Annotated in this window: 10 protein-coding genes; 1 reads left to right on the top strand and 9 read right to left on the bottom strand. The window is 65.7% G+C overall.

Annotated elements, in window-relative coordinates; genetic code table 11:
- Window positions 1-10: 10 nt before the first annotated feature.
- Together AAF563_08975 and purD are read right to left on the bottom strand one after the other, a co-directional pair.
- Window positions 11-484, bottom strand: a complete 474-nt coding sequence (locus AAF563_08975; GenBank protein MEM7121394.1) for an isoprenylcysteine carboxylmethyltransferase family protein — start codon at window positions 482-484, stop codon at window positions 11-13.
- A gap of 199 nt (window positions 485-683) precedes the next feature.
- Window positions 684-1,949, bottom strand: a complete 1,266-nt coding sequence (gene purD / locus AAF563_08980) for a phosphoribosylamine--glycine ligase (GenBank protein MEM7121395.1) — start codon at window positions 1,947-1,949, stop codon at window positions 684-686.
- A 157-nt stretch (window positions 1,950-2,106) separates the two neighbouring features.
- Here purD and xseA point away from each other — a divergent pair, with 157 nt between their 5' ends.
- Window positions 2,107-3,612 (top strand): exodeoxyribonuclease VII large subunit, encoded by a 1,506-nt coding sequence (gene xseA / locus AAF563_08985; protein ID MEM7121396.1) that lies wholly within the window; start codon window positions 2,107-2,109, stop codon window positions 3,610-3,612.
- On the opposite strand, the gene lpxK is transcribed toward xseA, so the two are convergent.
- The 7 genes from lpxK to leuA form a co-directional block, all read right to left on the bottom strand.
- Complete coding sequence (gene lpxK / locus AAF563_08990; GenBank protein MEM7121397.1) at window positions 3,609-4,604, bottom strand: tetraacyldisaccharide 4'-kinase; 996 nt, start codon at window positions 4,602-4,604, stop codon at window positions 3,609-3,611. The genes xseA and lpxK overlap by 4 nt on opposite strands.
- A complete protein-coding gene (locus AAF563_08995) occupies window positions 4,591-5,874 on the bottom strand; it encodes a 3-deoxy-D-manno-octulosonic acid transferase (GenBank protein MEM7121398.1) in 1,284 nt (427 codons plus the stop codon). Before AAF563_08995 ends, lpxK begins: the two co-directional genes overlap by 14 nt.
- Window positions 5,871-6,578 carry a lysophospholipid acyltransferase family protein gene (locus AAF563_09000; GenBank protein ID MEM7121399.1) on the bottom strand — a complete coding sequence of 236 codons (708 nt, stop codon included), beginning with the start codon at window positions 6,576-6,578 and terminating at the stop codon, window positions 5,871-5,873. Before AAF563_09000 ends, AAF563_08995 begins: the two co-directional genes overlap by 4 nt.
- Window positions 6,579-6,585: 7 nt before the next feature.
- On the bottom strand, window positions 6,586-8,385 hold the full coding sequence (locus AAF563_09005; GenBank protein MEM7121400.1) for an ABC transporter ATP-binding protein: 1,800 nt from the start codon (window positions 8,383-8,385) through the stop codon (window positions 6,586-6,588).
- A 95-nt stretch (window positions 8,386-8,480) separates the two neighbouring features.
- Window positions 8,481-9,275, bottom strand: a complete 795-nt coding sequence (locus tag AAF563_09010) for a 3'(2'),5'-bisphosphate nucleotidase CysQ (GenBank protein MEM7121401.1) — start codon at window positions 9,273-9,275, stop codon at window positions 8,481-8,483.
- A 5-nt stretch (window positions 9,276-9,280) separates the two neighbouring features.
- Window positions 9,281-10,624 carry a metallopeptidase TldD-related protein gene (locus AAF563_09015; protein ID MEM7121402.1) on the bottom strand — a complete coding sequence of 448 codons (1,344 nt, stop codon included), beginning with the start codon at window positions 10,622-10,624 and terminating at the stop codon, window positions 9,281-9,283.
- Window positions 10,625-10,864: 240 nt separating this feature from the next.
- Entirely contained in the window at window positions 10,865-12,532 is a 1,668-nt protein-coding gene (gene leuA, locus AAF563_09020; protein ID MEM7121403.1) for a 2-isopropylmalate synthase, read from the bottom strand.
- Between the last annotated feature and the right edge of the window lie 240 nt (window positions 12,533-12,772).

Consider the following 12,772-nt stretch of genomic DNA (forward strand, 5'->3'; position numbering starts at 1 on the left):
ACCTCCCCTGTCAGAGCCAGCGGCGGACGTGACCGCTGTAGGCGCGGTAGTCGTCGCCGAACTTGGCGGCGAGATAACGTTCCTCGCGGCGCACGACGACCAGGTCCAGAAACACCATCAAGACGACGGTGAGGCCCGCAAGCCATATGTTGTCGAGCGCGCAGGCCAATCCAAGAAACGCAAGACCGTAGGCGATGTAGATGGGATTGCGTGTCGCCCGGTAGGGGCCGGCGGTGACGAGCGCCGAGGCGGGTTTCCAGGTCTCGACATGGGTTTCGGCGCGGCGGAACCGCACGAGAGCCGAGCCCAACAGCGACACCGCCATGACGATCAAGACACCGCCGCCCATGATCTGCATGGAGGCCGGCATCAAGGGCACCGGCCAGACCGCGTCGAGCGCAATCCCGATGATCACGAGAATCAAGAACAGGAGCGGCGGGTGGATGAGAACGCCGGGTATGTCGGTGTTGTCGTGCTCGCTCACGCGCGTCGCCGCTGGTTCGTCGTGCGGTCAGGATAGGTCGGCGTGGGCGGGGAGGCAAAAGGCACGAGCGGCTCTCATCCGCTCGGCTGAGTTGGCGCCGCCGCCGAGCGGCGTGAAGGAGCGCGCCTGTAATTCGCGGACGGTATCCAGGTCGCCGGCCGTGATGGGCCTCAACGTGATGCCCGCGACCGCCATCGCCTCACACCGCGCGCCAGCCGATATCGCGGCGGCAGAAACCGCCCGGCCAGTCGATCAGGTCGACCGCCTGATAGGCGCGTTCCTTAGCCGCGGCGATGGTGTCGCCCAGCGCCGTGACGCCCAGAACCCGGCCGCCGCTGGCGCGCCACTGGTCGCCGTCGCGCTTGCTGCCGGCATGGAAAACCATCACGTCGTCGAGCCCGCCGGCCGCCTCCAAGCCCTTGATCGGGCTGCCTTTTTCATAAGATCCCGGATAGCCGTTGGTGGCCATGACCACGGTCAGCGCGGCCTTGTCCCACCATCTGAGATCAACATGGTTCAGCTCGCCCTCGGTCGCGGCGAGCAGCGCCGGCACGATGTCGGACTTCAGCCGCATGAGGAGCGCCTGGCATTCCGGATCGCCGAAGCGCACGTTGTATTCCAAAAGCTTCGGGCCGTCGGATGTCAACATCAGGCCGCCATAGAGAACGCCTTGGAACGGCGCGCCGTCGGCCGCCATGGTCTTCAGCGTCGGTTGAACGAAACGCTCCATGACCTCCTGATGCACGGCATCGCTAACGACGGGGGCTGGCGAATAGGCGCCCATGCCGCCGGTGTTCGGCCCGCTGTCGCCGTCGCCGGCGCGTTTGTGGTCCTGGCTGGTCGCCAGCGGTACGACGTTCTCGCCGTCGCTCAGCACATGGAAGCTGGCCTCTTCGCCATCCAGAAACTCCTCGATCACGACGCTGGCACCGGCCTCGCCGAAAACTTTCTCGTCGATCGCCGCCTCGACCGCTTCGATCGCCTCGGCCACTGTCATGGCGACGGTGACGCCCTTGCCGGCCGCCAGTCCGTCGGCCTTGACGACAATCGGCGCGCCGAGCTTTTCGATATAGGCTTTGGCCGGCGCTGTTTGGTCGAAGCGCTGCCAGCGCGCGGTCGGCACGCCGGCGCGGTCCAGCACGTCCTTGGTGAAGGCCTTGCTGCCCTCAAGCTGGGCTGCCGCGGCGCCGGGTCCGAAACAGGCGATGCCGGCATCCCTCAGCGCGTCGGCGACGCCGGCGACCAAGGGCGCCTCGGGCCCGGGTACGACCAGGTCTATCCCATTCTCTGCCGCGAACCCGACGATGCCGGCGATGTCCCCAACGCCGACGGCGACCGGGGTGGCGAGCTGGGCGATGGCGTCGCTGCCGGGCGCGCAAAAGACCTGATCGACCATGCTCGAATTGGCGATCGCCCAACACAGCGCGTGCTCACGCCCGCCGCCACCCAACACAAGAACCTTCATGCTCGCTCCTTTGTTGCTTGCAGCAGGCCGTCTTAGCCGGCCCACTCCCCCGCCCGGCCACCCATGGCAGCATCCTCGGGGTGGCCGGGCGGGGGAGTGGGCTGGTGCCGCAGCGGACAGACCAACCCCGCTTGCTGGGTTGCGGCGGTCTTGTATCATGGCCGCCGCCATGGACCCAGATGCCGACGGCCAGCCGGCCAACAATATCCCCGAGTTTTCGGTTTCCGAGATCAGCCAGGCGGTCAAGCGCACCATCGAAGGCGCGTTTGATCGGGTGCGGGTGCGCGGTGAGATTTCGCGCGTGACGACGGCGGCGTCCGGCCACATGTATCTGTCGCTGAAGGACGACAAGGCCGTCCTGGATTCGGTCTGCTGGCGCAACACCGCCAACCAGCTGCGCCACCGCCCCGAACAGGGGCTGGAGATGGTGGCGACCGGCCGGCTGACGACCTATGCCGGGCGCTCCAGCTATCAGCTGATCATCGAAAGCATCGAGCCCGCGGGCGTCGGCGCGCTGATGGCGCTCCTGGAGGAACGCCGCAAGAAGCTTGGCGCCGAAGGGCTGTTCGACGACGCCCGCAAACAACCGATTCCCTGGCTGCCCGACGTGATTGGCGTCGTGACGTCGCCGACCGGTGCCGTCATCCGCGACATCATGCACCGGCTGCGCGATCGTTTCCCCCGCCATGTGCTGCTGTGGCCGGTCATGGTGCAGGGCGACGGCGCCGCCGAGCAGGTCGCCGCTGCGATCGAAGGGTTCAACCGGCTGGCCGAGGCCGGTCCGGTCCCGCGCCCTGACGTCTTGATCGTCGCGCGTGGCGGCGGCAGTGTCGAGGATCTGTGGGCCTTCAACGAAGAGATTGTCGTGCGCGCCGCGGCTGGGTCGACGATCCCGCTGATCTCGGCGATCGGGCATGAGACCGACACGACGCTGATCGACTTCGCCGCCGACCGGCGGGCGCCGACGCCGACCGCGGCCGCGGAGATGGCGGTGCCGGTGCGCGCGGAACTGGAAGTCCAGGTGCTTGATGCCGAGCAGCGCATGGTCGGCGCCGCGCAGCGCCAACTCGACCGGGGCCGCGGTGATCTGCGCGGTCTGGCGCGCGGCCTGCCCGATCCCGTTCGGCTGGTCGAAACGGCGGCGCAGGACCTCGACAACGCGACGGAATCCCTGCGCCGTGTCGCGACCGTCTTTCTCGGCGAGCGCCGTCATGGTCTGCGCGACCTCGCCGAACGCCTGCGTCACCCCCGCGAGCTTCTGGCCGATAAACGCGGCGCGCTTGCCAAAGCGTCTGCCGGCCTGCGCCTCAAGGGTCTGACCGACAGGCTCGACCAGCAGCGCGAGCAGGTGATAAGGCGAACACGCGATCTCGATCAAACGGTGTCGCGCCAGCTTGAGGATCGCGGCCGCCACGTCGCCAACCTGGGCAAGCTGCTTGAGAGCTACAGCTATGAGCAGACCTTAAGTCGGGGCTTTGCCGTGGTCCTCGATGAGCGCGGCGAGGTCCTGTCGCGCGCCGCCGCCATCAAGCCGGGCATGGCGTTGACCCTGAAGCTCCAGGACGGCGAACGCCAAGCGGTTGCCGATGGCGACCCGCCGCCCGCCAAGCCTCGTACGAAATCGAAAAAGAAGAGCAGCGACGACCAGGGCGCGCTGTTCTAAAGCGCTTGCTCCGGCGTCTTGTTCACGAAGTTTTTCAACAGCGCGTCGAGCGCGTCGGGGTCGCGGAAAACCAGGTTGACGCGCACGGGGCGGGCCATAAGGCGGGCTTCGTCGGGCAGGCGCACCCAGTCCTTTTCCGTTGTCACCAATTCGCCCCCGGCGCGGCTGGCGCGTTCGGCGAGATCCATGACGTCGAGCGGCTGGTAGCGGTGGTGGTCGGCGAAACTCTTGGTGCCGACGACATGGGCGCCCAGGCTCGTCAGTGTTTCGAAGAACTTGGCCGGCCGTCCGATGCCGGCGAAGGCGAAGACCGCCTGTCCTTCCAGCACCAGCGCCTCAAGCTGCGGCTCGATGGCCGCTTCCAGGACGGCGAGCCCATGGTTCTTGAGCGCTGGGCCGAACCCATAGCGGTCCTCGCCGACGATGACGACCGCCTGTGCACGGCCCAGCCCGCGGGCCACCGGTTCGCGCAAGGGGCCGGCCGGTAGCAGGTGCCCGTTGCCAAATCCATAGGAGCCGTCGATCACGATGATGGAGAGGTCCTTGGCGAGCGACGGGTTCTGGAAACCATCGTCCATGACGATGATGTCGGCGCCGGCTTCCACCGCCTGCCTGGCACCGGCAACACGGTCGCGGGCGACCCAGACCGGCGCATGCCCGGCCAGCACCAGCGCCTCGTCGCCGACATCGATGGCCGTGTCGCTTCTGGCATCGACCCGATGGGGACCGGCGCGGCGCCCGCCATAGCCGCGGGTCAGGAAATGAGACTTCGCGCCCAGGCGGCTCAGCTGCCGGGCGATGGTGATCGCCGTGGGCGTCTTGCCGGCGCCGCCCGCGACCAGGTTTCCGATACAGACGACCGGCACCGGCGCCTTCGCGCCCTGGCCGGATGAGGCCTGGCGCCACCATGCCAGCGCGCCGTAGCACCACGCCACCGGCGCCAGAAGGGTCGGGATCAGGCCGCGCCTCGACCAGAACTCAGGGGTCTGCATGACCCAAGGCGTCGGTAATCGGTTGCAGCGATTCCTCGACGCGGTCCAAGACGCCGTTGGCGTCACGTTCGGCGATGGCCAGGGCGGCTTCGCCCATGGCCTGGCGGCTGTCGGGATTGGCGAAAAGGTCGGCGACGGCGTCGACCAGACCGGCTTCGTCGGCAACCTCGATGGCGCCGCCGCCGACCGTCAGCGCCGCGGCCGCGTCAACGAAGTTGGTCATGCCCGGTCCGAACACGATGGCCCGGCCCAGACGCGCGGGTTCGCGCGGGTTGTGGCCGCCGTCGTGCAGCAGCGATTTGCCGATGAAGACGATGGGCCCAAGCTGCAGGTAGAGCCCCATCTCACCCATCGTATCGCCCAGGATGACGTCGCAATTGTTGTCCGGCATGACGCCCGAACTGCGCCGCACGACCTTCGCGCCGGACGCTTCGAGGTCGCGGGCGACGTCGTCGCCGCGGACGGGATGGCGCGGCACGATGACGGTCAGCAGACCCGGCAGCTTGGCGGCAAGTTCTTGATGGACCCGCCATGCCAGCGCTTCCTCGCCCTCATGGGTGCTGGCGGCGATCCATACCGGGCGCTCGCCGATGGCCGCGTTCAGATCGTGCAGCGCGACGGGGTCCGCTTCCGGCAGCGCGGCGACCGCTTTCAGATCGCCGGCGAAATGAGCCTGCTTGGCGCCCAGCTCGGCGAAGCGCTGGGCATCGGTCTCGGTCTGGGCCAGGCAGACCTTGAAGCCGCCGACCAGGCCCTTGACCGTCTCCAGGAGGTAGCGCCACCGCGCGAACGATCCCGCCGACATGCGGCCGTTGACGAGAGCGCGGGGAATGCCGCGCCGGTCGAGCGCAGCCAAGAGGTTCGGCCACAATTCCGATTCGACCCACAGCGCCGCATCCGGCTGCCAGTGGTCGAGGAAGCGTTTGACGGCGCCGGGTGTGTCGACTGGCACAAACTGATGAATGGCGTGCGGCGGCAGACGTTCGGCGAGGATCTCCGCCGACGTCACCGTGCCGGTGGTGACAAGCACGTTCAGGCTTTCATGCCGGCTGGTCAGACGCTCGATCAGCGGCAGCACTGACAGGGACTCGCCAACACTCGCCGCATGCACCCACAGCAACGGGCCGTCGGGACGTGGCAAGCCGGGATGGCCGAACCGCTCGCCGAAACGCACCGTCGATTCCTTGCCCCGCGACAAGCGCCGCTTCAGCAGCATCGGCATGAACGGCTCGATGACCCAGGCGGTTGAACGATAGAGCGCCAGGCTCATGATCCCGCCGCTCCCGCCGGCTCCATGTTGGCAGGCATGATCGTGTCGACGCCCATCATGGCGTCGGCGCGCGCCGTTAATTCGTTCATCTGTGTCTCGATGAGCAATCGTGCGGATTCGCTGTCGGCGTCACGTGCGATTTCGATGGGGGCGCCGACCAGGAAGACACCGCGCGTAAAGGGCAGCGGCAGCACGAAACGATCCCACGATCCGAAGACAACGCGCCAACGCGCCGCGTATGTTGCCGGCAGGATCGGCACGCCGGAGAGTTTGGCGATATCGGCGATGGCGCCGGTACAGCGCATTCGCGGCCCGCGCGGCCCATCCGGCGTGATGCCGACACAGATGCCGTCCTTCAACGCCGCCAACACGTTGCGCAAGGCCGCGGTGCCGCCGCGTTTGGTCGAACCCTGTATGCAGCCGATGTCGAAATGCCTGATGGCATCGGCGATCAAGACACCGTCGCCATGATGGGAGATCAGCATTTTGACCGGCATCGCCTTGGGCCATTGTGGCGGCATCATCAGCATGCGACCGTGCCAAAAGGCGATGATAAGCGGGCGGGTGTTACCTGGCAGAATTTCGTCGCCGCCGATCATTCGCCATCGACCGGTCCATCGGACAAGGCGCATGTACTGCGCGGCGAGAGTCGACAGCGTGCGCTGCACAGCCTGCTTTTTCAGGGCGGTCTTCAAGAACGCCATCGCCCGCTTACTCGCCGGCGGCGACGGCCGCTGAATCCGGTTCGTCGATCACCTGCAGCGCGTACATCTGCGCGTAGGCGCCGCGCCTTGCCAGCAACTCGGCGTGACTGCCGGCCTCGACGACATGGCCTTGGTCCAGCACGTAGATGGTATCGGCATCGGCGACGGTGGAGAGGCGGTGGGCGACGACCACGGTCGTGCGGCCCTCGGCGAGCCGTGCCAGCGCCTGCTGCACGTCGCGTTCCGACTGGCTATCCAGCGCGCTGGTCGCTTCGTCGAGCAACAGGATGGGCGCGTCGCGCAAGATGGCCCGCGCGATCGACAGGCGCTGGCGCTGACCGCCTGAAAGCTTCAGGCCGGACTCGCCGACAACGGTGTCGTAGCCATCCGGCAACGCCATGATGAAATCGTGGGCCGCAGCATCGCGCGAGGCGGTCTCGATCTCCTGATCGCTCGCATCCGGCCGGCCATAGGCAATGTTCGCGCGCACCGTGTCGTTGAACAGCGCGACCTCCTGGCTGACCAGTGCGATGTTGCGGCGCAGGCTGGCGATCGTGACATCGCGCACGTCGACGCCATCGACGGTCACCGCGCCGTCGCCGACTTCGTAAAAGCGCGGGATCAAATTTAACATCGTCGACTTACCGGCGCCGGAAGCACCGACCAGAGCCGCCGTCGTGCCGGCGGGCACCTCGATCGTGACGCCATGGAGCGCCGGTGCCTCGCCATAGGCAAAGTGCACGTTCTCCAAGCGAATGGCGCCGTCGGCTATGGCCAGATCGACTGCGTCGTCGCGGTCGCGGATTGTTGGCTCGACATCGATCAGGGCGAACACCCGCTGACCCGCCGCCAGGCCTTCCTGCAGATTGTTGTTCAGCTTGGCCAGGTTCTTCATCGGCTGATAGGCGAGTAACAACGCGGTCATGAACGAGAAGAACGCACCGGTCGTCGTTGTGCCTTCGATGACTTGGCTGCCGCCATAAAGAACGATCACCGCGACCGCGCAGCCGCCCAGGATTTCCATGATCGGACTGACCACCGCCTTCGCGCGCATGGTTTTGAAGATGCGCAGGAACAGCTCGTCGATACGCTCGCGGGCCCGTTCGGTCTCGTGATCTTCCTGGCCATAGGCCTTGATGAAACGGATGCCGCGGAACGTCTCCGACATGAATGCGGTGACCTGCTCCAGCTCGGCCCAGGCGCGGCTGGCGCGTTTGCGGACCTTGCGGCCGATCAAGATTGTCGGCAGTGCGGCGAGCGGGAAGACAAAGAACGAGACGATCGCCATCAACCAGTCCTGGTAGAACATGACCGCGATTAGGAAGACCAGCGTCATGAAGTCCTTGGCGAGGCCGGTCAGCGTTTTGGAGACGGCATCGCGCATCAGATCGACGTTGTTCATACACCCGGCGATCAGTTCGCCGGTCGACTTGTCCTGGAAAAACGCGAGGTCGGCGTGGATCAGGCTTTGATAAACGCGCTGGCGGATGTCGGCGACAATGCGCATAGAAACCCGCGACATGATGACATTCTGACCGTAATCGGCCATGCCTTTCAGCGCGAACACCACCAGCATCGCAATGGTGATCGTCATCAGACTGGACTCATCCTTGCTGATGAAGATGTCGTCCAGGATCGGCTGCACCAGATAGGCATAGGCCGCCGTTGTCGCGGCGACGACCGCCATGAACACGCCGGCCAGCAGCATCTTCGGCAGGTAGCGCAGAATGTGCTCGCGCAGCAGCCGGCGCACGATGATCTGGGTCGGGGTATGGGTCGGCGCTGGCGCCGGGGTTTGAAGCGTCACGTTTGGGGCCCACCAGGGAACCGGATTTCAGGGTAACTAACTATCACACAAGCGGATTTGGCACCAATGGACGGTATTGCCCGCCGTCCCGCCGTCTACCAGTCGATGCCGGCAATGACCTCGCGCAGGGCGTCGTGCATGGCCGGTCCCGCCGCCAGCACGGAAGGATGGCGCGCCCGCCGCGAGTTATAGGTGAACGCGCCGCCTTCGACGTCGCTCAAGCGGCCGCCGGCTTCCTGTACGATCAGATCGGCGGCGGCCAGATCCCAGTCGCTCTTGGCGCCCAGCGAGAAAGTCGCGTCGAAACGCCCGGCCGCGACCAGCGAGATGCGGAAGGCGATCGAGTTCACGATGTCATAGGTCACCGGCTTGTCGGCCATGCGCTGGATCGCGCGCAGCACCGTGCGCGAGCTGGCCAGGATATGGGCGTCATCGAAAGTGTCGCGCGCGGACACCGAAATCGCCTCGCCGTTAAGGCGCGCGCCGCCGCCCTCGATGGCATCGAACAGCTCGTCGGTCGCCGGGTTGAACACGGCGGCGGCCCGTGGCCGGCCCTGGTCGACCATGGCGGCGGCGATGGTGAACTCCGCCCGGCCCTCGATGAAGGCGCGGGTGCCGTCGATCGGATCGACGATCCACAAACGCGCGCAGTCCAGCCGCTCGTCGTTATCCTCGGTTTCCTCACTCAGCCAACCATAGGCCGGCTGCGCCTCGCGCAGGCGTTGGAACAGCATTTTGTTGACCGCGATGTCGGCTTCGGTGACCGGGTCGTCCTCGCCCTTGGTCCAGGTCTTCACGTCGGTCCGGAAGTGCCGCATCGCCAACGTGCCGGCCTCGCGCACCGCGTCAATCAGCAGATCGAGGTCGTCTCGTGCCGTGGCTGAGGCCATCGCGTTCATTCGCCGCCGACGGTCATGCCCTCGATACGCAGTGTCGGCGCATCGAAGCCATGGCGGATTTCAAGATCGTTGGCGGGCGTCAAGTTGGCGAACATGTCGATCAGGTTGCCGGCGATCGTGACTTCGGTGATCGGGCCGGCCAGCTCGCCGTCGACGATACGGAAACCCGACGCACCCCGGCTGTAGTCGCCGGTCACCTGGTTGACGCCGAAACCGATCAGGCCGGTGACATAGAGCCCGTCCTTGATATCGGCCATCAAGTCTTCAGGCGTCTGCTCGCCCGGTTGCATGGTGACGTTGGAGGCGCCGGGCGACGGCGGCCCCGACGTTCCCCGGCTGGCGTGGCCTGTGGTCGTCAGATGCAACTGGCGGGCAGAGCGGCAGTCCAAGAGCCAGGTGGTCAGGCGCCCGTCTTTGATCAGGTGGCGCTTCTGGCAGGCGACGCCCTCGCCGTCGAACGGGCGCGAGCGCAAACCACGGCGCACATGCGGATCCTCGACGATGTTGATACTGCTGTCGAAGATCGCATCGCCCATGCGGTCGACCAGGAAGCTGGTGCCGCGCGCGATGGAGGGTCCGGTGATCGCACTGGTCAGATGACCCAGGATGCTGTTGGCCATGCGCGGCTCGAACACGATGGGCACGGGTTTGGTCGGCATTTTGGTGCCACCCAGATGGCTCAGCGCGCGCCTGGCGGCTTCGCGGCCGACCTCGTCGGGCGGGTCAAGGTCTTCTGTGAAGCGGGCGGCCGAGAAGTGGTAGCCACGCTCCATGCCGAGACCCTCACCGGCGATAACCGATGCGGAGATCGCCGTCTGGGTGGCGATGTAACCGCCGGCAAACCCGTTGGTCGCGGCCATGACGGCGGTCGAGTGATGCCAACCGACCTCCGCGCCCTCCGAATTGGTGATGCCGTCAGCCGAACGCGCCGCGTCCTCGCAGGCGAGCGCTTGGTCGATCAGGGTCGCAGGCTCCGGTTCGCCCGGCTCTTCCAGGTCGAGATCGGGAATGTCGTGTGCCAGCTCAGCGGCATCGGCCAAGCCTGCGAACTCGTCCGGCGGGGCAACCCGCGCCATCGCGATCGCGCGCGCGACGAGATCGTCCAGCGCCGCATCGTCGGTATCGGTCGTGGAAATGTTGGCCTGGCGCTGGCCGACAAACACGCGCAGGCCCAGATCAAAGGACTCCGAACGTTCCAGGTCTTCCAGTTCGCCCAGCCGCGCGCGTACGTCCAGCGCCGTACTGTTGAAGATCACCGCATCGGCGGCGTCGGCGCCGGCCTTTTCGGCACGGGCGATCAGATCGCCCGCCAGGGTTTGCGCCTCGGACAACTCCGTCATGGCGTGCACATAGCCCCGAAGCGCCCAAAAGGCCAGCAGAACTGCGATCCCATCACGTGCCCGTCATCACTGAAAACCCGCTTCAAAGCTTGGCAAAACGGCTGGGCAGAGCAGGTCATAATGCGCAGAACCGATGACCGGTTCTTCGCATCATGTGAATCCGCTCTCCATCTGACAAGTAGAGCAGATTCACCCACTTTGATGCTATCGCGCGGCAATTCCATCAAAATGGGATCTGTTCTAGGCCGCTGTCGCCAGCCGGTTCGCCGCCGCCGTCACCGCCAACAGGCTCGCCTGGACGATGTTCTTGTTGACGCCGACGCCAAAGACGGTGAGCCCAGCGCCATTGCGCGCCTCGACATAGGCCGCGGCCTTGGCGTCGGAACCCTGGCTGATAGCATGCTCGTTGTAATCCACCACGGTCAGGTCGATGCCCAGCTCTTCTTTGAGCGCATGGATATAGGAATCGATCGGGCCGTTGCCCAGGCCATGGATCTCTCGCGCCTCGCCATCGACCGTGACATCGGCGGTCATGCGGCGGAGCTCGCTGGCATGAGTATCGGGCACCGTGCGGTAGGTGACGAAGCCGATCGGACCTTCCGGCTCGACATAAGTCCGGTCAAATGCCGCCTTGATCTCATCACTCATCAGCTCTGATTCACTCTCATCGGTCATCTGCTGGACGACCTGGCTGAAATCGATCTGGAGCCGACGGGGCAGGTGGAAGCCGTGGTCCTGTTCCATGATGTAGGCCACGCCGCCTTTGCCGGACTGGCTGTTGACCCGGATGATCGCCTCGTAACTCCTGCCCACGTCCTTCGGATCCATCGGCAGATAGGGGACCTCCCAGACATCCTCGTTCTGGCGCTCCAGCGCCTTCATGCCCTTGTTGATGGCGTCCTGGTGGGACCCGGAAAAGGCGGTGAACACCAGATCGCCAGCGTAAGGATGGCGCGGGTGGACGGGCAGGCGATTGCAGTGCTCGGCGACGTTGATCAGGTTGTTGATATCCGACATGTCGAGCCTGGGGTCGACGCCCTGGGTCATCATGTTGAGGCCCAAGGTAATGATGTCGACATTGCCGGTCCGCTCGCCGTTGCCGAACAGCGTACCTTCGATGCGGTCGGCGCCGGCCATCACCGCCAGTTCGGTCGCGGCGACCGCCGTGCCCCTGTCGTTATGGGGATGCAGCGACAGGATGATGCTGTCGCGGTTCTTGATGTTCTTCAGGAACCATTCGATCTGGTCGGCATAGACGTTGGGCGTCGCCATCTCAACCGTCGCCGGCAGGTTGAAGATCACCTTGTTCTCAGGCGTCGGCTCCCAGATATCCATCAGCGCCTCGCACACCTCGACGGCGTACTCGAGCTCCGTGCCGGTGAAGCTCTCGGGCGAATACTGGAAAACGTAATCGGGGCCGGGCTGGGCCTCGGCCAGTTCGCGGACCAGCTTGGCGCCGTCGACAGCGATCTGCTTGACGCCATCCTGGTCTTCTTCGAAGACGACGCGGCGCTGCAGGGTCGAGGTCGAGTTATAGAGATGGATCACCACCTTGTCGGCGCCCTCGACCGCCTCAAAGGTGCGCCGGATCAGATGCTCGCGGGCTTGCGTCAGGACCTGGATGCGGACATCCGACGGGATCATCTCCTCTTCGATCAATTCGCGGCAGAAATCGAAATCGGTCTGCGAGGCGCTCGGGAAACCGATCTCGATTTCCTTAAAGCCCATCTCGACCAGCGTCTTGAACATGCGCCGCTTGCGCTCAGGCCCCATGGGCTCGATCAGCGCCTGGTTGCCGTCGCGCAGATCGACGCTGCACCAGGCCGGCGCCTTCGTGATGACCGCGCTGGGCCAGGTGCGGTCGGGCAGGTCCACCGGCGTGAACGGTCGGTACCGGTGATGGGGCATCGCCTTGGGCGTATGAGATTCGGGTCGTGCCATGGTCAGGGTCTCTCTTCAGCTCTTACGGGGCGCATTGGCGCGCCGGAATCAGGGACGGGTTCACGAAGAGCCGGCTGGCGCGGCGGCGCGTGCCGGCAAGCCCGTAAGTCGCAGGTCGAAGATGAAGACATGATAACGCCCGCGCGCCGGAGCGGCGGACAGAAAGCGATAACAAGGCTCGAAACGGGACATCGGTTACACCGGAAA

The organism is Pseudomonadota bacterium, assembly GCA_039028155.1.
In the GTDB taxonomy this organism is placed as follows: Bacteria; Pseudomonadota; Alphaproteobacteria; order SP197; family SP197; genus JANQGO01.